The sequence below is a fragment of the Bacillus sp. NH11B genome, assembly GCF_001884205.1.
GTDB lineage: Bacteria > Bacillota > Bacilli > Bacillales > Bacillaceae_G > Bacillus_A > Bacillus_A proteolyticus.
The window spans coordinates 289,626-308,445 of record NZ_MAOG01000107.1 but is presented as its reverse complement, the minus strand read 5'-3'; the positions used below and the strand labels follow the sequence as shown (position 1 = coordinate 308,445).

At 35.0% G+C, this 18,820-nt stretch carries 16 protein-coding genes and 1 riboswitch; of the genes, 9 read left to right on the top strand and 7 right to left on the bottom strand.

Annotated features, from left to right (window positions below; translation table 11 throughout):
• Window positions 1–8 precede the first annotated feature (8 nt).
• Window positions 9–1,769 carry an alpha-glycosidase gene (locus tag BAU27_RS17880; RefSeq protein WP_071771546.1) on the bottom strand — a complete coding sequence of 587 codons (1,761 nt, stop codon included), beginning with the start codon at window positions 1,767–1,769 and terminating at the stop codon, window positions 9–11.
• A 325-nt stretch (window positions 1,770–2,094) separates the two neighbouring features.
• On the opposite strand from BAU27_RS17880, the gene BAU27_RS17875 reads away from it, so the two are divergent.
• The 4 genes from BAU27_RS17875 to malR all read left to right on the top strand — a co-directional run bounded on the left by BAU27_RS17875 (window position 2,095) and on the right by malR (window position 7,034).
• A complete protein-coding gene (locus BAU27_RS17875) occupies window positions 2,095–3,354 on the top strand; it encodes an extracellular solute-binding protein (RefSeq protein ID WP_071771545.1) in 1,260 nt (419 codons plus the stop codon).
• Window positions 3,355–3,430: 76 nt separating this feature from the next.
• Entirely contained in the window at window positions 3,431–4,732 is a 1,302-nt protein-coding gene (gene malC / locus BAU27_RS17870; protein ID WP_071771544.1) for a maltosaccharide ABC transporter permease MalC, read from the top strand.
• Complete coding sequence (malD, locus tag BAU27_RS17865; protein WP_001022608.1) at window positions 4,733–5,575, top strand: maltosaccharide ABC transporter permease MalD; 843 nt, start codon at window positions 4,733–4,735, stop codon at window positions 5,573–5,575. It begins immediately after the preceding gene.
• Window positions 5,576–6,011: 436 nt separating this feature from the next.
• A complete protein-coding gene (gene malR, locus BAU27_RS17860) occupies window positions 6,012–7,034 on the top strand; it encodes a maltose operon transcriptional repressor MalR (protein WP_071746906.1) in 1,023 nt (340 codons plus the stop codon).
• A gap of 14 nt (window positions 7,035–7,048) precedes the next feature.
• Here malR and BAU27_RS17855 read toward each other — a convergent pair whose 3' ends face one another.
• Together BAU27_RS17855 and BAU27_RS17850 are read right to left on the bottom strand one after the other, a co-directional pair.
• Window positions 7,049–8,212 carry an aminotransferase A gene (locus tag BAU27_RS17855; RefSeq protein ID WP_071746905.1) on the bottom strand — a complete coding sequence of 388 codons (1,164 nt, stop codon included), beginning with the start codon at window positions 8,210–8,212 and terminating at the stop codon, window positions 7,049–7,051.
• A gap of 118 nt (window positions 8,213–8,330) precedes the next feature.
• Window positions 8,331–8,531 carry a hypothetical protein gene (locus BAU27_RS17850; RefSeq protein WP_000929282.1) on the bottom strand — a complete coding sequence of 67 codons (201 nt, stop codon included), beginning with the start codon at window positions 8,529–8,531 and terminating at the stop codon, window positions 8,331–8,333.
• 310 nt (window positions 8,532–8,841) lie between these two features.
• On the opposite strand from BAU27_RS17850, the gene BAU27_RS17845 reads away from it, so the two are divergent.
• Window positions 8,842–10,116: a sensor histidine kinase gene (locus BAU27_RS17845; RefSeq protein ID WP_071771543.1), complete on the top strand. Its 1,275-nt coding sequence runs from the start codon at window positions 8,842–8,844 to the stop codon at window positions 10,114–10,116.
• Between the two features lie 58 nt (window positions 10,117–10,174).
• On the opposite strand, the gene BAU27_RS17840 is transcribed toward BAU27_RS17845, so the two are convergent.
• Window positions 10,175–10,924: a DUF3967 domain-containing protein gene (locus tag BAU27_RS17840; protein ID WP_071771542.1), complete on the bottom strand. Its 750-nt coding sequence runs from the start codon at window positions 10,922–10,924 to the stop codon at window positions 10,175–10,177.
• A gap of 236 nt (window positions 10,925–11,160) precedes the next feature.
• Here BAU27_RS17840 and nucA point away from each other — a divergent pair, with 236 nt between their 5' ends.
• Window positions 11,161–11,595 carry a DNA-entry nuclease gene (gene nucA / locus BAU27_RS17835; RefSeq protein WP_000811509.1) on the top strand — a complete coding sequence of 145 codons (435 nt, stop codon included), beginning with the start codon at window positions 11,161–11,163 and terminating at the stop codon, window positions 11,593–11,595.
• Window positions 11,596–11,630: 35 nt separating this feature from the next.
• A complete protein-coding gene (comJ, locus tag BAU27_RS17830; protein ID WP_071771541.1) occupies window positions 11,631–12,020 on the top strand; it encodes a competence protein ComJ in 390 nt (129 codons plus the stop codon).
• Between the two features lie 37 nt (window positions 12,021–12,057).
• Here comJ and metE read toward each other — a convergent pair whose 3' ends face one another.
• Entirely contained in the window at window positions 12,058–14,346 is a 2,289-nt protein-coding gene (metE, locus tag BAU27_RS17825) for a 5-methyltetrahydropteroyltriglutamate--homocysteine S-methyltransferase (protein WP_071771540.1), read from the bottom strand.
• Window positions 14,347–14,474: 128 nt separating this feature from the next.
• Window positions 14,475–14,662: riboswitch (cobalamin riboswitch) on the bottom strand.
• 330 nt (window positions 14,663–14,992) lie between these two features.
• On the opposite strand from metE, the gene BAU27_RS17820 reads away from it, so the two are divergent.
• Complete coding sequence (locus BAU27_RS17820; RefSeq protein ID WP_071746900.1) at window positions 14,993–15,424, top strand: NUDIX hydrolase; 432 nt, start codon at window positions 14,993–14,995, stop codon at window positions 15,422–15,424.
• Window positions 15,425–15,637: 213 nt separating this feature from the next.
• On the opposite strand, the gene BAU27_RS17815 is transcribed toward BAU27_RS17820, so the two are convergent.
• Complete coding sequence (locus BAU27_RS17815) at window positions 15,638–16,195, bottom strand: PadR family transcriptional regulator (protein ID WP_071771539.1); 558 nt, start codon at window positions 16,193–16,195, stop codon at window positions 15,638–15,640.
• A 151-nt stretch (window positions 16,196–16,346) separates the two neighbouring features.
• Window positions 16,347–17,888 (bottom strand): MDR family MFS transporter, encoded by a 1,542-nt coding sequence (locus BAU27_RS17810; RefSeq protein WP_071746898.1) that lies wholly within the window; start codon window positions 17,886–17,888, stop codon window positions 16,347–16,349.
• Between the two features lie 423 nt (window positions 17,889–18,311).
• Here BAU27_RS17810 and BAU27_RS17805 point away from each other — a divergent pair, with 423 nt between their 5' ends.
• Complete coding sequence (locus BAU27_RS17805; protein ID WP_071746897.1) at window positions 18,312–18,812, top strand: hypothetical protein; 501 nt, start codon at window positions 18,312–18,314, stop codon at window positions 18,810–18,812.
• Window positions 18,813–18,820 lie beyond the last annotated feature (8 nt).

Genomic DNA, 18,820 nt, shown 5'->3' with positions numbered 1-18,820 from the left:
ATTTTTTGTTACCACTTTAAGATTGAGAATCCATATGGTGGAAGTGTAACTTGTAATACACTTGCTTCCGCTGAAAATTCTTCGTTTGTGTAAATGTTAATTATTTTCTTCCCAGTAATATGAAGAGGGAGTGAAGCTGTAATTTCACTGTTAGTAGGATTTAAAGCGAAAAAGATAGTTTCATCTTCATATGTTTTTGTATAAGAAATATAATTATGTTCATCATTTGCTTCGATAAATTGAAAAATACCGTGTCCTCCAAATGATTTATATTGTTTCCGTAATGAAATTAATGTTTGTATATGTGTGAATAAAAGAGTGTCTTGTTCTTTTTCATCCCATATCATACATTTACGACAACCAGGATCCATACCACCATCCATACCGATTTCATCACCGTAATAAATACAAGGAGAACCGATGAAAGAAAGGTGAAATACATAGAGTAACTTTAACTTATTTGTATCCCCATTACATGTTGCTAAAATTCTAGGTGTGTCATGACTGTCTAATAAATGAAATGCCGCTTCATTTACATTCATAGAGTAGGAATGTAGAGAATCCGTAATTTGTTTCATGAATTCATTCGCATGAATGGACTCGTTAGCGAAGTAAGAAAGTAGGGCGTTTGTCACAGGATAGCTCATGACAGCATCAAATTGATCCCCTTGTAGCCATGGGAGTGCATCATGCCAGATTTCTCCTAAAATATATACTTCAGGATTTAATGCTTTTATTTCACTACGGAATTCTCTCCAAAAACTGTGATCGACTTCATTTGCGACATCAAGGCGCCAACCGTCTATATGGAACTCTCTTACCCAATAACGACCTACTTCAAGTAAATATTCTTTAACATCTGGATGAGCAGTATTTAATTTAGGCATGTATGGTGTAAATGCGAAAGTATCATAATTAGGAAGCGACTCAGTTATAATTGGAAATTCATGAATATGGAACCAATCTTTATAGGTGGAATTCTCACCATGGTTCAGCACGTCTTGAAATTTATCGAAGAAGTATCCGCTGTGATTAAAAACAGCGTCGAGCATTACTTTTATACCACGTTTATGACATGCTTCAACGAGTTCTTTGAAAGTTTCTTTCGTCCCAAATTGTGGATCGATTTCCATGTAATCAATTGTGTCATATTTATGATTCGAATGGGCTTTAAAAATAGGAGTGAAATAAATTCCAGAGATTCCAAGCTTCACAAGGTAATCAAGATTTTGAAGAATGCCAGCGAAATCACCCCCGAAAAAATTAGTTGGAGTTGGTTCGGTACTTCCCCAAGGAAGAGTGTTTATCGGATTTAATGAGCTGTCCCCGTTAGCGAATCGTTCCGGGAAGATTTGATACCATACTGTGTCTTTAATCCAAGATGGTGCCCTGAAAACATCTTTTGCATGAATGAATGGAAAGCAGAAAAAGTTACCGACATCGTCATTTGGAATGTTAGAAAAAAATCCTCTTTCTGTATAAATAAGAGTGTCTACGTCGTTTTTTAATTCGAATCCATATCGTAAGCGTTTAAATTTCGGTTCGATTGAAACCGACCAATAATCAAATAACTCAGTAGATCCGGTTTTTTTCATCGGTGTACTCGCTGTAATCCATTTTCCATCTTGCCATTCGTAGGGATCACCGTAGATGAGGGCGGCACTGTGAACATCATCTCTTTTTGTGTGTATTCGGATGTGAATTGTTTTTTCATTGTAAGCGTATGCATAATTATCTTTTGGCCTATGATAGATCGCTTCTTTAAGCATATAGAAAATCCCCCTTTAATATCTCTATACATATTGTTACCTAAAACGAAATAATAAAGATTATGTTGCAAACGATTTCCTTTCACATAACTTTAATATTGCTTATAAGAGTAGTATTCATTTTATGTAAAGTCAATGGATAAAGAGTATGAGGGGATTATTTTGAAAATTAATATTTGCAAAATGAATAAAAGAATGTATAATGATAGACAAATAGCGCAAACGTTTTCATAGATTGGGATATTGTTTGCGCTTCTATTAAACTATTTAATGCAAACGTTTTCAATTTCTAAGGTACATAGACAATTTAGGGAGGTTTTTTGGGATGAAGAAAGCATTATCACTATTAACAATTTCGGCATTGTCAATCGGTATGTTATCTGCATGTGGGCCGAAAGATTCAGGGAAAAAGGAAGCAAGTAAAGAGAAGAAAGATTATGATCTTCTCGTTTGGGAAGATGATAAAAAAGGTGTTGGTTTAGAACCAGCCGTGAAAAGCTTTGAGGAAAAATATAAAGTAAAAGTTAAAGTTGTTGAAATGCAAATGACAGATCAAGTGAAGAAGTTACGCCTTGATGGACCAGCGGGGACGGGACCAGATGTCGTAACATTGCCACATGATCAAATCGGAAACGCAGTAACAGAAGGTTTACTTTCTGAAGTGAAAGCTGATGATGCTGTAAAGAGTAAATTTACTGACTCATCAATAAAAGCACAGACATATAACGGAAAATTATATGGTTTACCAAAAGCAATTGAGACACCAATCTTTATTTACAATAAAAAATTAATGCCAAAAGCACCAGAAACGATGGACGAGCTGTTTAACTTCTCAAAAGAATTTACGAAGGATGGCAAGTACGGATTTTTAACATTAGGAGATAACTTCTACTTTGCTAATGCATTCATGGCAGGTATGGGTGGTTATGTGTTTGGTGAAAAAGATGGAAAGCCAAATGCAAGTGATGTTGGATTAAATAATAGCGGAGCAGTACAAGGTGCTGAATACCTTCAAAAATGGTACAAAGAAAAGTTATTCCCAAAAGGTATTATCGGTGAATCTGGTGGACCTGCTGCTGATGGACTATTTAACGAAGGAAAAGCAGCATCTATTATGAACGGACCGTGGGCGTTCCAAGCGATGGAAAAGAACGGAATTGATTATGGTGTTGCTCCAATGCCGAAATTACCAAATGGTCAACCAATGAAAACATTTGTTGGGGTTAAAGGATGGCATGTAACAAGCTTCTCTAAACAAAATGATTTAGCTACGAAATTCACTGAGTGGGTAACGAATGAAGAAAATGCAAAAATTCGATTTGAGAAAACAAAAGAAATTCCTCCAGTAAAATCAGTAATGGAAGATCCAATTATTAAAGATAATGAAGCTGCAAAAGCAGTTGCAACGCAATCTGAAAATGGAATTCCAATGCCGAACATTCCAGAAATGCAAGAAGTATGGAAACCAGCTGGAGATGCGCTTCAATTAGTTGTTACGGATAAAGAAGCACCAAAAGCAGCACTTGATAATGCAGTGAAGCAAATTAAAGGGAATATTGAGGCAAACCACAGCAATAAAAAATAAGGTGAAATTCGTGCCTCGAATATAAGAGGCACGAATTCTCTCCCTTCCAAGTAGGAAGAAAAAAGGGGGAAGGAACATGCAAACATCTATGGAGCCAGCGAAAGATTTAAACGGTTCAAAGCATAGGAAAATGGCGACCATGTTATCAATTATTCCAGGCATTGGTCAACTATATAATAAACAATATGTTAAAGGTCTTATTTTTCTAGTATTAACAGGTTCGTTCATTGTAGCATTTGCTGATTTGTTAAATATGGGGTTATGGGGAATTGTAACACTCGGTACAGAAGTTCCACGTGACCATTCTGTCTTTCTATTAGTAGAAGGGATTTTGGCACTTATCGTCATAGTGTTTGGACTGGGGATATATGCATTTAACTTATATGATGCATACCAAAATGGAAAGAAGCGTGACATAGGAACACCATTAAACTCAGTAAAAGAGCAATATCGTAACTTATTAGATCAAGGTTTTCCATATTTAATGGTTTCACCAGGTTTTCTATTGCTTATCTTTGTTGTTGTATTTCCAATCATTTTCGTAATTTTAATTGGATTTACGAACTACGATTTATATCACTCTCCTCCAGCTAAATTAGTAGATTGGGTGGGCTTCAAAAACTTTATTGATATCTTTACATTACCGATGTGGAGAGAGACATTTTTAAGCGTATTTTCTTGGACTGTCATTTGGACATTCGTTGCAACGACATTACAAGTTGCGCTTGGTATTTTCTTAGCGATTATCGTAAATCAGCCTGGTATTAAAGGGAAGGCAATTATTCGGACAATCTTCATTTTACCGTGGGCGGTCCCAGCATTCGTATCTATTCTTGTTTTCTCTGGTATGTTTAACGAAACATTTGGAGCAATTAACAATCAAGTATTAGCTTTATTTGGAATCGAAAAGATTGCTTGGATGACAGATCCATTTTGGGCAAAAATCGCTTTAATTATGATTCAAACGTGGCTTGGATTCCCATTCGTCTTTGCAATGACAACAGGTATACTGCAATCGATCCCAGGGGAGTTATATGAAGCTGCTACAGTAGATGGAGCTACAGCTTGGCAACAGTTTCGTAAAATTACATTGCCACTTGTCTTATATGCAACAGCACCAATATTAATTACGCAATATACGTTTAACTTTAATAACTTTAGTATCATTTATCTATTTAACGGCGGAGGTCCTGCTGTAGCGGGGCAAGATGCAGGTGGAACAGATATTTTAATTTCATGGATTTATAAGTTAACGATGACTTCGGCGCAGTACGGAAAAGCAGCAGCTCTTACAATGATTTTATCGTTAATCGTTATTACAGTTGCGTTATGGCAATTTAAGAGAACAAAATCATTCCAAGAAGAGGATATGATGTAAATGAATATTAAACGACAAAAGATGTTACGTCTCTCATTAAGTTATTTAGTTATCTTTGTAATGTGTGCCATTATTTTTTATCCATTATTATGGATTATTGGCTCATCGTTTAATCCGGGTGATAGTTTATCAGGATCAAGTATTATTCCGCAAAATGCAACGTTAGATCATTATCGTAAGTTATTAGATCTGGAAAATAGTAATTATTTACTTTGGTATAAAAACACATTAAAAGTAAGTGTTTTAACGATGATTTTTTCGGTGTTAGCAATTAGTTTTACTGCTTATGCATTTTCGAGATATCGTTTTGTTGGAAGAAAGAATGGTTTATTAACATTTTTAATTCTGCAAATGATTCCAAACTTTGCGGCGTTAATCGCACTATATGTATTAGCGCAGTTAACAGGATTAATCGATACACATCTTGCATTAATTTTAATTTATGTAGGCGGAGCAATCCCTATGAATACATGGCTTATGAAAGGGTATTTTGATACGATCCCGAAAGAGTTGGATGAATCAGCTCGCATGGATGGAGCTGGACATTTCCGTATTTTTTGGCAAATCATTATGCCACTTGCAAAGCCAATCGTGGCAGTTGTAGCGTTATTCACTTTCATCGGTCCATTTACAGATTTCATTTTAGCGAGTATTATTTTGCGCACACCGGAAAATTATACTTTAGCAGTTGGACTCTATGAAATGGTAGCGAAGAAATTTGGTAATGAATTTACAACGTTTGCAGCCGGTTCAGTATTAATTGCAATCCCGATTTCGATTTTATTCTTATCATTACAAAAATACTTTATTTCTGGTTTAACAGCTGGAGGTACGAAAGGATGAGAAATGGGACATTATGTCCCATTTTTCTTTTCATCTCTCTATAAAAAAATTATAGAGAGATGAAAAGAGATTTGACATCGCATATGAAAAGAAGTGAAATAAATAGTATATTATAGTATAGGAAAAAAGAGCTATATCCCTTACAATACATGGAGAGGGAAAATATGATAAGTTTTGCAAGATAGAATAAATAAATAAAAGTTTGTGACTTCTCCTATGACTTGCAACGAGTGCAAGATAAAGTGAAACTTTAATCAGTGGGGTTGTTGTTCATCCTCACTGATTATTAGCTCTCACCGATCGGGCTTTTACTGGCAGCCTGACCCCCACCTAACTTCTTTGCTTTCGCTGAATTTTGAGGTGGGGGTCTTACTGCCCAGCAAATAGCGGGATAAAATATATGAAAATGGCAGAGAAGTGAAAGGAGGGGATTTTTATGACAGTTACAATTAAAGATGTGGCGAAGAAGGCAAACGTAGCACCATCAACTGTTTCTCGTGTAATTGCTGATAATCCAAGTATAAGTGAAAAGACAAAGCGCCGTGTTCGAAAAGTAATGAGTGAATTAGGGTATCATCCAAATTTAAATGCAAGAAACCTTGCAAACCAAACGACGAAGACACTTGGTCTTGTTATGCCGAGTTCTGCAAGTAAAGCTTTTCAAAATCCGTTTTTCCCAGAAGTTATAAGAGGAATTAGTTCATTTGCACATGTGGAAGGGTATGCGCTTTACATGTCGACTGGTGAAACGGAAGATGAAATTTTTAATGGTGTTGTAAAAATGGTACAAGGTCGTCAAATCGGTGGTATTATTCTTTTATATTCAAGAGAGAACGATCGAATTATTCAATACTTGCATGACCAAAACTTCCCGTTTGTTTTAATTGGAAAACCATATGATCGAAAAGATGAAATTACATATGTAGATAATGACAATTATACAGCTGCAAGAGAAGTGGCAGAATATTTAATTTCACTAGGCCATAAACAGATCGCGTTCATTGGTGGTGGATCAGATTTACTTGTAACGAGAGATCGTTTAGCCGGTATGAGTGATGCTTTAAAACTAGCAGACATTGTATTACCAAAAGAGTATATTTTACATTTTGATTTTTCAAGAGAAAGTGGTCAACAAGCCGTTGAAGAGTTAATGGGACTGAAGCAACCACCGACGGCAATTATGGCAACGGATGATTTAATTGGACTTGGTGTACTAAGCGCACTTTCTAAAAAAGGATTCGTTGTACCGAAGGATGTTTCTATTGTAAGCTTTAATAATGCTTTATTATCAGAAATTGCGAGTCCTCCGCTTTCGACAGTTGATGTAAATATATATCAGCTAGGATATGAAGCAGCAAAAGCTTTAGTTGATAAAGTAGAGAATGCTGAGTTAACTGCAAAGTGTATCATTATTCCGCATAAATTACTGAAGCGTCAAACTTGTGATCACTATGCATAAAAAAAGCTAAGAGTTTAACTCTTAGCTTTTTGCTTTAGAAAGGCTTCTAAACGGTCACAGCCTTCTTTTAAAGTTTCGATGCTATAAGCATAGGAAAGGCGAAGGTAGCCTTCACCGTATTCAGAAAATGCTGTTCCAGGAACAACGGCTAGCCCGGCTTCTTTTACAAGATCAAGTGCAAAATCAAATGATGAAGATGTTAAATGTCCAACATATGGGAATAAATAAAATGCACCTGTTGGTTTCTCAACCGTTAAACCCATTTGAATGAGTCTATTATATACGTAATCACGGCGTTTTTTGTATTGATAGCGCATCATCTTCGGAGCATCTTTAGCAGCTGTTAAAGCTTCGATTGCAGCATATTGAGCGATTGAAGTAGCACATGTAACATTGTATTGATGAACTTTTAATATGTGTTTTGCTAAATATTCTGGAGCAAATAAAAGTCCGATACGCCAGCCGGTCATAGAATGTGATTTTGATAAGCCGTTAATGACAATCGTCTTATCACGCATTTCTGGGAAATGAGCGATAGATGTGTGTTTTTCTTCATATACAAGCTCACTATAAATTTCATCAGAAAGAACGAAAATATTTTTATCTTTTAAGACAGATACAATATCTTCTAATTCTTCTTTTGATAAGGTAACACCAGTTGGATTAGAAGGATACGGTAAAACGACGCATCTTGTTCGTTCTGTAATTGCATGTTGCAATGCTTCAGCTGTTAAACGAAATCCAGTTTCACGAACATCTACAAAAATTGGCGTTGCGCCGCATAGTCGAATAATCGGCTCGTAACCAGGGTAAATAGGAGCAGGTAAAATTACTTCCGTTCCTGGTTCTAAAATAGTTCGGAATGCAACGTCAATTGCTTCACTAGCACCGATTGTAACGATGGTTTCGTTTTCAGCTGAATAATGTAAATCGTAGTTATCTTTTACAAAGTTACAAGCGGCCTTTCGTAATTCTAGTAAACCAGCGTTATGTGTGTAGCTTGTATAATTTTCTGTAATGGCCCGTTTTGCCGCTTCTTTTACGAGAGAAGGTGTAGGGAAATCGGGTTGCCCAATTGTTAAAGAGATAAGATTATCATAGTTTTGAATCATATTAGAGAATTGGCGGATTCCAGAAATTTGGATGTCCTTTACTCTAGGATTAATGAATTGTTCCATTGTATCTCCCTTTCTTCCGTTTGAAAATTAAGTTCATTTTATCATACTTTCTATGATTACGCTTTGTATATGAAATTTAGAAAGAGAGAACAGAAAAAAAGCCGCTATAAGCGACTTTTTAGTATCCGTATTCCCAATCTATTTCATCTTCATTCCAAAGTACAGAGGATACTTTGCCAAGGTGAACAACTGATTCGTTCACAGCACATGTGCAATCTGCTTCTCCTGTTTTATGCTGTAATTCCTCATACACTGATTTTTCAACATTTTCTAGAACAACCAAATTTTCTTCTTTTAAAACAAGCGTAGTACCCGCCATATTTATCTTCCTCCTACTAAAGTAATGATCACTTATTTGTAAACATAGATAGTATGGATTATATGCTGTATTTTACTGTAGTTGTCCGTCTAGTGAAGTATTTTTATATTTTCTTTGTAATCCGTATTCATTGTATACTGTATGAAGGGAATTTGGTACAGGGTTTACAATCATTTCGAAAATCTGTAACAATTAATATGGGGTGTTAACAAAGAATTAACAAAAATGTTAAGAAAAATCAAAATTTTAAAACAAATACACTAATAAAATGATATAATCATATCAAAATACATATAGGGGATGAGAGGCTATGGAGCTTATCCGTGATTTATTGATCCAAATTGCCATCATTATTTTGCCACTATTTTTATATGAAGCGATTCGTTTAAATCGCTATCAAGAAATGCCTCCGAAGCCGAATCGTTACTTTATTATGTTTTTATCTAGCGTTACGCTCGTGCTCTCCATGACCTATTCTATTTGTTTTGACAATGTTTGTGGGTATAACTTTCACCCAATCCCAATTGTCAGTGGTTTTTTATATGGTGGGATTGTCGGTTTAATCCCAGCGGTTATTTTTGTTACATATGAATGGGCACTAAAAGGAATGAGCTTTCTTCCAGTTGTAGAAGTAATATTTCTATTAATAGTTCCATTGTTCTTATCAAAGAAATGGTCTCTTTTTTCAAGGGATAAGAAGCTAATTTTAGCATTTATGATTTCGTCATTTTATGTATTGGTTTTTCTAGTATTTGGCATGATTAATGTGCTGTTAGAAACAGGTTTTACACCGTATATTTCGCAAATATATAGCGGGTTTATATTTGCCTCGCTTATTATGGTTATGACTATGGTATTTCAGGTGTATTTAACGGAATATTTAAATGAAAACGCATTACTACGTACTGAGATGCAAAAATCAGAAAAACTTAATATTGTAAGTGAGTTAGCTGCAAGTGTTGCACATGAAGTTCGAAATCCGCTCACTGTGGTACGTGGGTTTATTCAATTGCTAGAGAGTACGGAAGACGTAAAAAACAAAGATTATATGCGTCTCGTATTAGCTGAACTGGATCGTGCTGAACAGATTATTTCAGATTATTTAAATTTAGCAAGGCCTCAAATTGAAAAAAAAGAACATATTTGTTTATCAGCACAATTAATTGAAATGACAACGCTTATGTCATCATTTGCGGCGATGCAGGGCGTTTATTTGCAAGTTGAGATTTCTGAGAGCCTTTATACTATCGGTGATAAAACGAAATTGAAGCAAGCTATTATGAATGTTGTTAAAAATGGTATTGAAGCAATTCAAGGAAACAAAGGGTATTTAAAAGTCACGGCTATTCAAAAAGATGAAATGATAATAATAAGAGTTAAAGATAGTGGCGTTGGGATGACAAAAGAACAGTTAGCAAGACTTGGACAACCGTATTATTCTTTAAAAGAAAAAGGAACAGGATTAGGTCTTATGGTAACATTTAGTATTTTACAAGCACATAATGGTACATTGGAATATAAAAGTGAAAGTGGAAAAGGAACTGAAGCTATTATTATATTGCCAGCTGCACGATATAAGGAATAAAAGTTACCGGTAGAAGGTAACTTTTTATTTTATTGTGCATTAGAAAATATACAGAAGTTTATTCATTTGTTTTTTCTTGTTTTGTTCGAATGAATAAACTTCTAAATGATTGAAAGAAGCTTTGCTCTTTTGAGGCGGCGACTAATCTTTTTGTTTCTTGAATTTCGCGAATAACTTGCATAAGTTGTGTATCACGGCTGCTGTCTTTATTGTAAATTTGATGGACAAGTTTATTCATTTTTTCTTCTTGTTTAGATTCTCGCTTATACATATGATTCATTAATAAGTCCATCTTTTCTTTCTGGAGTGCATCGGTTTGAGCGGCATGATCAACTAGATCTTGTAACATTTTTTCTTGAGATCCTTCCTTTACATAAACTTGTTGCATAAGTTCATCTAATTTCTCGTCTTTTAAACGATTTTGTGTAATGAGAGTAGAGTTTTGATGAATAATTGCTTCATTTAATTGAGCAAGCATTTCAAGTTTTAACATGAATTCCTCAAAGTTACGTCCATCTTCTTTTTCTTTTGGTTGTATTTCTTGCTTATCTTGAATAACAGGTACAGGTGGGGACTCTTTTTCTTTTAAAATAATAGGTATTGTTTCTGAAATATCTTCTTGTAATGTAGCAGCTCTTTCATGTATAGATTTCAATAGTTTTAAATCATCCAATTTATAAATACGAGCATCAGCTGTTTTTGAAATGATATAACCGTGTTCCTCTAAGAGTTGGCTATATTTTCGGACTATATGTTTTGGGATACCTGTTTTATTTGTAACATCTTTCGTTTTATAAATAGCTTCCATGAAATTTCCTCCCCAAAAAGTATCGTATATATCATTTCAATCTTTTATGAAGACTTCCTTTGAAAAAGAATGTCGGAAGGTTATTAGTTTTCTACAGCATTAGTGAAAAGATGAGGAAAAATGAATGTTTTTGGCGGAATGGAAAGGAAGAGCTAAAATAATGTCTGAAAACATACATAGAAGAAGTTTGTTATAATAGCTGAGGAAAAGAAATTGGTAGGAACACGGAGGTACACATGAAGCAATTAAAAGGTATTATCATTTCAATTATTGCAATTCTTTCTCTTTTGGTAGCAGTATATGAAGTACTTGTGCCAGAGGAGACAAGTACTAAAAAAACAACTACGTATGATCAAATTTTAGAGTTCCCGAAAGAACGATATCCAGAGACCGGGAAACATATAGCGGATGCTATAAAAGAAGGGCATTCAGAAATGTGTACAATTGATCGTAATGGTGCAGCTGATAGAAGGAAATTATCGTTAGCGCCATATCCGACGAAGAAAGGTTATGATCGCGATGAATGGCCGATGGCGATGTGTAAGGAAGGCGGAAAGGGAGCTCATATTGAATATATAAGTCCAGCAGATAACCGCGGTGCAGGTTCTTGGGTAGGGAATAAGCTAGACAAATATCCAGATGGTACGCGTGTGAAATTTGAAGTGAAGTAGTAGTTGCATATTTCATAATGAAGGAGAAGGGAACTATGGAGTTAACAATTTCTTATTCACAATTAATGTTGATGAACTATGACGGTGAGCAGCCTTACGTAGATTGGACAGATGAAGATTTTGAAAGAGGTTATGCTAAGGCGGATGGAACTGTTATTTTTGAAGCACTCTCTGATTATACTTGTGAAGTAAAAGTGACTTGTGGAAAACATATTGAGAAAGAAGAAGTGATTAGAACGGTTACGGTTCCTTTTACAGTTGAAAATGAATGTATCGTTGTAACTAGTATTCTTTCAAATAAATTTCAAATCCATATTCCAAATGGTGAGTATACCGTTGTATTACAGGCAATTCCTCTTGAAGAGCCAACGGATGATGAATTATATAAAATACAATATGAATTCTTTTTTGAAAGTAAAGTATAAAAAATGGGTTATCCTTTTGGAGGATAACCCATTTTTATTATGCGTTTGTTTTTAAAAGGGAACGAGCATCTTTTGCTGCTTGCACCATGTGTTCTAAAGCCGGAATAACTTCTTCCGTTCTTCTAGTTTTTAAACCGCAGTCTGGATTAATCCAGAAATATTTAGGATCACATACTTGTAAAGATTGCTCTACGATTGCGAACATCTCATCTTTACTTGGGACACGTGGACTATGAATGTCATATACACCTAGACCAATTCCTTTTTCATATGTTGTATGTTTTAATGTATCAATAAATTCTCCGTGACTTCTTGATGTTTCGATAGAAATCACATCTGCATCTAATGCGCGAATCGCCTCTACAATATCTTCGAAGTTACTGTAACACATATGGGTGTGAATTTGTGTTTCGTTTGCTACAGAAGATGTTGCTAAAAGGAATGATTGAACTGCCCATGTAATGTATGCATCCCAATCCTTCTCTTTTAACGGCATACCTTCACGAAGTGCGGGCTCATCGACTTGGATTACTCTTATTCCGGAAGATTCAAGTAATTCAATTTCATGACGAAGTGCTAGTGCGATTTGATATGAAACTTCTTTTCGTGAAATATCATTTCGAACGAATGACCAATTTAGAATAGTGACAGGTCCAGTGAGCATACCTTTTACTACTTTCTCTGTTAAGCTTTGTGCATATACAGTTTCTTTAATAGTCATTCCATTTATAAAGGCAACATCGCCATAAATAACAGGTGGTTTTACGCAACGAGAACCGTATGATTGTACCCATCCGTTTTTAGTAAAGGAGAAACCAGCAAGGCGCTCACCAAAATATTCGACCATGTCAGTTCTTTCGAATTCACCATGCACTAGTACATCAAGACCAATATCTTCTTGGTAACGAATCCACTTCGAAGTTTCCTTTTCAATGAACTGATTATATTGTTCATTTGTAATATCACCGTTACGCCACTGTTTACGAGTTTGACGAACTTCGGATGTTTGCGGGAAGCTACCGATAGTTGTTGTTGGTAACAACGGTAATTGTAAAGCTACTTGCTGTAGTTCATATCGTTTTTCAAATGGAAGAGGACGTGAGAAATCTTCTTCTTTTAATGCTGTTCGTGCTGCTTTAACATCTTCTCGGTTACGTGCAGCAGATGAACGAATTGTATGATGTACGTTTCGGTATGTTTCTAGCTCATTACTAATGCTTTCTGTACCTTGAGTTAGAGCAGAATGAATAAGAACTAACTCTTCTAATTTTTGATTTGCAAATGCTAGCGCATCAAATAGCTCAGTCGATAAGTGAGTTTCTTCTGTTTTATCGATTGGTGTATGCAATAAGCTACAAGAAGGCTGAACGATGAAATCTTTCGTTTGGACTTGTTTTTGTAGCGTTGTAAATAACGTAAGAACTTCATCAAGGTCAGCTCTCCAAATGTTACGGCCATCTATACAACCGACAGCTAAAATTTTATCAGCTGGGAATCCATATTTTGAAATAGCATTTAGATTTCCTTCTTTACCATGAACGAAATCTAATCCAATACCAGATACAGGGAATGAAATGATTTCTTCATAGTTTTCTTCTACACTATCAAAATATGTTTGTAAAAGAAGAGTCGCATTTGGAACTTCTTTACGAATAGCTTCGTAAATTTCTTTTGCATGTTGAATTTCTTCTTTCGTTAAAGAAGCGAAAATCGGTTCATCAACTTGAATGATTTGTGCACCAGCTGCATGTAGTTCTGAAATTAGTTGTACGTAAGGTGCAACTAATTGGTTTAAAATCGTAGCAAATTGCTCTTGTGTATAGCCTTTCGCTAATTTTAAGAAAGTATATGGTCCTAAAATAACAGGCTTTCCATCTACTCCTAATTCTTGTTTTGCCTCTTCATATAAGCGAAGTGGACGATTATCTTTTAAAGAGATTTGTAATCCCTCTTCATATTCAGGAACGATATAATGATAGTTTGTATTAAACCATTTTGTCATTTCGGAAGCTACGTGATCTTTAGAGCCACGCGCCATTGCGAAATATACATCAAGGTAAGAGGTAAACTCAGAAAAACGTGATGGAATAAATCCTAGCATATAAGCAGTATCCAAAACGTGATCATAATATGTAAAATCGCCAATTGGAATGAGTTCAATCCCTTTTTCTTGCTGTGCTTTAATGTGTTGAAGGCGAATTTCTTTCATTGTTGTTAAAAATTGTTCTTCATCGATTTTATTGGACCAAAAGGCTTCCAATGTTTTTTTCCACTCTCGTTGTAGTCCGATACGTGGATAACCTAAATTACTTGTTTGAATTGCCATTTCAAATTCCTCCCTAATTGAAAGTAAGCATTTCCGTTTACTAGGAAATACCTATAACAAAAAGTACAAAGGCATAGAAAATAAGCCTTCCTTTTTGTTTTAACACCTCATCATCATCCGTGAATCTATCAGTGTTGCTAAAACAGGCAGGTCTCCTGACTTATGCTTCATATAATTTCTTTCACCTTCCCATTTTCACAGTGGTATAGAAAAGAAATCTCAGCATTTACAGTGGCGGGACCGTGTTGGAGTTTCACCAAGCTTCCCTTTTAAACACGAAACAAAATGTTCGTGTACCCATTTTCCTTTTGAAAGGAATTTAACAAGCGATATGATATTGAAACAAATTCTAACACAATTTTTAGAATTTTGTCTACTGTTTTAAAATAAGAAAATTCCAAAGTTTTTTATTTTTATTATTCTTATTTTTCTAACTAGTTAGAAGGGGGAATTGGATTAAACTTATAAAGAATTGTGTACTTGTACAGGGATAAGATGCTAGTTATGTTATTAAAGAACCGGTCCATATTCTGGAATAAGGAAGGGAATTGGATAGTTCATTTTGAAATAGTAAGTTATCACAAAAAAGAACAAAATAGCTATATAAAGATGCATATACTAAGTTTATAGAAACGGGGAATTTCAATTGGAACAAAGTACACAAAATATTTATTCACCGCCAAAACATATAGTTTCAGCAGCGACAATTGTAATGAATGAACAAAAAGAAATCCTATTAATCAAGGGACCTAAAAGAGGGTGGGAAATGCCAGGTGGACAAGTTGAAGAAGGAGAGTCTTTGAAAGATGCTGCAATAAGGGAAACTAAAGAGGAAACGGGTATTGATATTGAAGTTTTAAAATTTTGTGGAGTATTTCAAAATGTGAACCATTCAATATGTAATACGTTATTTTTAGCTAGACCAGTTGGCGGTAAATTAACGACTACACCAGAAAGTTTGGAAGTAGGGTTTTATCCTATTGAACAGGCATTAGAAATGGTGAGTTTTATGAATTTTAGACAAAGAATTGAATACAGTTTGGATGAAAATCAACAACCTTTTTATATAGAATTTTAAGAAACGAAATTCTATTATAGGACACTATTGTTGAATAAATCTTAGATTTTCAAACGATTTTATTGTTATATTTTTGAGCACAGTGAAGTATCCTATATCGAAAATTAAACAACTATATGATACCCCCGTCCTAAATTAGAACGGGGGTATGTTTATCTTAGGTTTTAAAATTAAATAACTTTATTGTCTTTTTACAGTCTCTTCTTTACAAGCTTAACCTTCATCTATATCAATTTCTGAAAGTCGCCCTGCAACTGCATCTGTAAGGAGGGTGTTTAACCATTGCAATTCAACTGTAATATGTTCAATAACGCTTTGCAAAATATATAGTTGTGCACGTGGGATTTTTCCTTTGCTACAATCATAAATAGTTTGCATTTTATGTAAATATTGAACGGTATCATTTTTCTTCTTTTCTAAAATAGGAAGTAACTCTTGATCATCACCAAAATGAGCGAAAGAGAGTGCTGAATAAATTGGTTTATATATTTGATTTTTTGCTTCGAATTGTTTTAATAGTAACGTGTGAAATAACCGTTTTCCTTCTTCTGTTATATGAAAGATTGTTTTATCTGGTCTATTCGTATCTCGAACAATAGTTGTAATACTAATTGCACCTTGCTTTTCTAATTGCTCGAAGGCGTAGTAAAGTGATCCTTTTGCATATTTAATATAACAATCCATTTGTCTTTCTTTCATGATGTGCTGCACTTCATATGGATGTTTATCCCCTTCGAGTAGCAAGCCGAGAATGACTAATTTCATGCTCATGCTGTTTCAACTCCTGTATATAGAAACTTAATCCCGATTGGTGAGGGATTATAATTAGTGGAAATGGTCCTATGCTGATTAAAGTTTTACTTTATATATTATAAACGGCATACCCTTTTTCAGAAAGGGTATGCCGTTTCTTTTTTCTATACTAACTTACTTGCTTTTGTTTTTGTTTCGTTTTTGGTCCGGTAAAGAGGCGTTCATTTCCCATAAGTAAAATACAAATAATACTTAATACAGCCGGGATAAGTGCCCAGAAGAATGTACTGGCAATAGATGTAGCAAGAGCTTCTTTAATACCAGTTAATATTTCAGCTGGTATTTTATCGGTAGCACCTGGTGATAATAAGAAACTTGTGTCTCCACCCTTTGGGGCTAATTTTGCTAGTTCAGGAGGGAACACAGTGTTTAGTTTATCTGTAAAAATATGATTTTGAATGGTACCGAAAATCGTTACACCAAGGGTCATACCGAGTGAACGGAAGAATGAGTTTGTTGATGTAGCAGAACCACGGTCTCTCATTTCTAATTTGTGGATAGAAGACATACTTAAAACTGAGAATGAGAAACCAACACCAAGTCCAGCGAGAACCATAAATAGCGTTACGAGTACACGTGGTGTGTCCATTGTTAAGGTGCTTAGTAAATAAATACCAAGAACGAAGAAAACACCAGACACCATCATGATGTTACGATAACTTGTTCGAGAAGCTAACTGTCCACCTGTTTGACTTCCAATTACAGAGCCGACCATCATAGGTGTTAAAATCAATCCAGCATTTGAGGCTGAACCGCCGAGAACACCTTGAACGAAGATTGGAATATATACGGTACAGATGATAAAAGCGGCGCCATAGAAAAAGGCAACCCCTTGGCTAGCTGCGAATAAAGGTTTTTTAAATAGATGGAATGAAATGATAGGCTCAGTTGCTTTTCTTTCTACGAAGAAGAAAATAATAAGCATAATAACAACTGTTGTAAATAGACTGATAATTACATTGGAATTCCATGCGTATTCTTTACCACCAAGTTCTAAGGCGAACATTAAGCAAACGATACTAATAACAAGTGTAATAGCACCAGCCCAATCAATTTTTTGTTTTCTAAATTCTAGAGATTCACTGTAGTATTTAGTAATAAAGAAGAAGGATATAAGCCCTAATGGAATATTAATATAGAAGACCCAATGCCAACTTATATAGTCCGTAATATAAGCGCCTAATAAAGGGCCAAATACGCTAGATGTCCCGAAAACCGCACCGAATAGACCTGTCATTTTTCCGCGCTTTTCTGGTGGGAATATATCGTACATAATTGTGAAGGCGATAGGCATAAGAGCGCCGCCACCGATTCCTTGAATTGCTCTATAAATACTTAGCTGCTCAATGCTAGATGCTGTTCCGCAAAGTGCGGAACCGAATAAGAAAAGAATGAGGCCACCAATATAAAAGCGTTTCCGTCCGTACATATCAGAAAGTTTTCCGAAGATAGGCATCCCTGCCATTGTTGCTACCATATATGCAGATGTGACCCAAACGAACTTGTCAAATCCTCCTAAATCTCCAACAATCGTTGCCATTGCTGTTGCAACGATTGTATTATCCATTGCTGCCATTAAAATACCAAGTAGTAAACCAGCAACAACAAATTTTGTCTTGTTGGAGTCTTTTTTTAATAATTGAGATTCCAAATATAACCCTCCTTTAATAATAAGTACACTATATTAAGTTTTGAGTGCAGCGCATAAAAAAATTAATATAGTTCTTTCAAATCAATTTACACAAGTGCACTGACAAAGCCATAAAGAATATTATAGTCAAATTTGACTAAAAGGCAAACTTTTTCTTCCGTCAAAATATTCTGTTGTATGGATAGCGAAAGAGTGAGTAATACTTAATATTGGTATAAAGTCAATGAAGGAAATTGTAAAAAAATATTTCGGTAAGAATACCTTCTGTTAACAGAGGAAAAATGGTTTTTTCTTTATATTGTCGAATAGGATAAAAGGAAGAGTAATAACTATATATCTTTTGTAACAAGCTTTATTAATATCGTGTAGAGAGGCAGAATAAGGTCGTATGGATGATGCATCTGAAATGGGGTGAATATTATTATGAAAATGTGGAAACGAATTTCGGATCAAGGAAGGCGTTCAATACCGCTACAACCGGTGTTATGGATTGATGGCTCAAAAAAGGAAAACGAATGTCCTAATGTAGCAGTTACATTACAAATCCGTAGTATGTATAAAGAAAAATTTTCATATGAACTGACCTATGATGTAAATGACATACTTATTATTCGAATTGAAGTTGAAAATAAAGGAATGGAAATGATTTCACGAGTTGTAGTAAGTCATATGATTCGAGATTATTTTGCATATATTCCAAACTCATTAAAGGTTGATAAGGGGATGAGTGAGTTTCTGTTCCAGCTTGTAAGGTGGCGAATCGAAAATTTATTACCGAATGAGAAGGTAGAACTAATTTGTAAAATAAAAGCAAATAAAGATAAAGCACTTAAAAACGCATTATTTCAGGCTACATATACATTTCAATATAAAGGATTATCATATGGTCCACTGCAAACAAATGAAGTTGTTGTGCGGCAATGATAAAAAGG

Excerpts from the sequence above, each read along its gene's own strand:
- BAU27_RS17880 (WP_071771546.1), bottom strand. The coding sequence starts at position 1,769 with ATGCTTAAAGAAGCGATCTATCATAGGCCAAAAGATAATTATGCATAC.
- BAU27_RS17875 (WP_071771545.1), top strand. The coding sequence starts at position 2,095 with ATGAAGAAAGCATTATCACTATTAACAATTTCGGCATTGTCAATCGGT.
- malC (WP_071771544.1), top strand. The coding sequence starts at position 3,431 with ATGCAAACATCTATGGAGCCAGCGAAAGATTTAAACGGTTCAAAGCAT.
- malD (WP_001022608.1), top strand. The coding sequence starts at position 4,733 with ATGAATATTAAACGACAAAAGATGTTACGTCTCTCATTAAGTTATTTA.
- malR (WP_071746906.1), top strand. The coding sequence starts at position 6,012 with ATGACAGTTACAATTAAAGATGTGGCGAAGAAGGCAAACGTAGCACCA.
- BAU27_RS17855 (WP_071746905.1), bottom strand. The coding sequence starts at position 8,212 with ATGGAACAATTCATTAATCCTAGAGTAAAGGACATCCAAATTTCTGGA.
- BAU27_RS17850 (WP_000929282.1), bottom strand. The coding sequence starts at position 8,531 with ATGGCGGGTACTACGCTTGTTTTAAAAGAAGAAAATTTGGTTGTTCTA.
- BAU27_RS17845 (WP_071771543.1), top strand. The coding sequence starts at position 8,842 with ATGGAGCTTATCCGTGATTTATTGATCCAAATTGCCATCATTATTTTG.
- BAU27_RS17840 (WP_071771542.1), bottom strand. The coding sequence starts at position 10,924 with ATGGAAGCTATTTATAAAACGAAAGATGTTACAAATAAAACAGGTATC.
- nucA (WP_000811509.1), top strand. The coding sequence starts at position 11,161 with ATGAAGCAATTAAAAGGTATTATCATTTCAATTATTGCAATTCTTTCT.
- comJ (WP_071771541.1), top strand. The coding sequence starts at position 11,631 with ATGGAGTTAACAATTTCTTATTCACAATTAATGTTGATGAACTATGAC.
- metE (WP_071771540.1), bottom strand. The coding sequence starts at position 14,346 with ATGGCAATTCAAACAAGTAATTTAGGTTATCCACGTATCGGACTACAA.
- BAU27_RS17815 (WP_071771539.1), bottom strand. The coding sequence starts at position 16,195 with ATGAGCATGAAATTAGTCATTCTCGGCTTGCTACTCGAAGGGGATAAA.
- BAU27_RS17805 (WP_071746897.1), top strand. The coding sequence starts at position 18,312 with ATGAAAATGTGGAAACGAATTTCGGATCAAGGAAGGCGTTCAATACCG.